Origin of the sequence: Chryseobacterium sp. RR2-3-20 (genome assembly GCF_017808115.1) — a bacterium.
Classification (GTDB): domain Bacteria; phylum Bacteroidota; class Bacteroidia; order Flavobacteriales; family Weeksellaceae; genus Chryseobacterium; species Chryseobacterium oryzae.
On record NZ_JADQBD010000167.1, the window covers coordinates 1 to 861 of the forward strand.

General features: G+C 44.6%; 1 protein-coding gene. It reads right to left on the bottom strand.

Annotated elements, in window-relative coordinates:
* Positions 1–171: 171 nt before the first annotated feature.
* Positions 172–843 (bottom strand): PilN domain-containing protein, encoded by a 672-nt coding sequence (locus IV513_RS15525; protein WP_209391456.1) that lies wholly within the window; start codon positions 841–843, stop codon positions 172–174.
* Positions 844–861: the final 18 nt, after the last annotated feature.

Genomic DNA, 861 nt, shown 5'->3' on the forward strand with positions numbered 1-861 from the left:
TAAATAGCAATACGGTAACCTTAACAGGCACAGGCCAGCTACCATAATTATTTTGGTCCAGGGATTTAAAGCTTTCGGTAAAGGCTTTAACATCAAACGATTTTTTTGCGGTAATGTGAACGGGTTTTTTGACGAGTTTCGGTCTTTTTAGCGGATTGGTTAATTTCACCGTTATTTCTCCTTACTCGCACTTGCCGCAACGCCACTTGCAGCGGTAGCACTGGCGATGTCGGTTTGCTTAACCATGGTTGTTACCACAAAAGTCACGTAATTGGCTTCTGGTAATGTTGCGCTGGTACTGCTAGCACTGATGTTACCAGCAGCAGGTGCGGGTGTGGGTGCTTGATAAGCCACCGCATTGGGCTGCTGTATACTGACCACAGCCGATTTTTCTAACCACTGCGTCCCATCAAGACTGCGCATAAATGTCGAAATCACATTCGGGTTGTCGGCTTGACCGGTAAAGGTGATGGTATCAGCTTCACGCTTCATACTGGTTAAATACATTTGTGCGGGGATAATTCTGGCAATATCTTCCCAAATACGGACAGGGACAGGGCGACGGCCTTGCAAGTCTTGAATCACTTTCATACGCGCGATGATATCATCACGCTGCTGCTCGAGGGTTTGGATTTCTTTTAACGCCTTGTCTAAATTAGCGTTTTCTTGTTTGATGCGCTCATTAGCAAGCTGCTGGTTTTCTAGGGTGTTTTTATAGTAACTCCATGCCGCAAAGGCACCAAGTAGTGATAATAATAATACTGCAACCACTAAAGTCATAAACTCACGGTTTCTTTGTTCACGAAGTTCTTGACGCCAAGGAAGTAAGTTAATCTTTGCCATTAATCAAAACTCCGTAAC

Excerpts from the sequence above, each read along its gene's own strand:
- IV513_RS15525 (WP_209391456.1), bottom strand. The coding sequence starts at position 843 with ATGGCAAAGATTAACTTACTTCCTTGGCGTCAAGAACTTCGTGAACAA.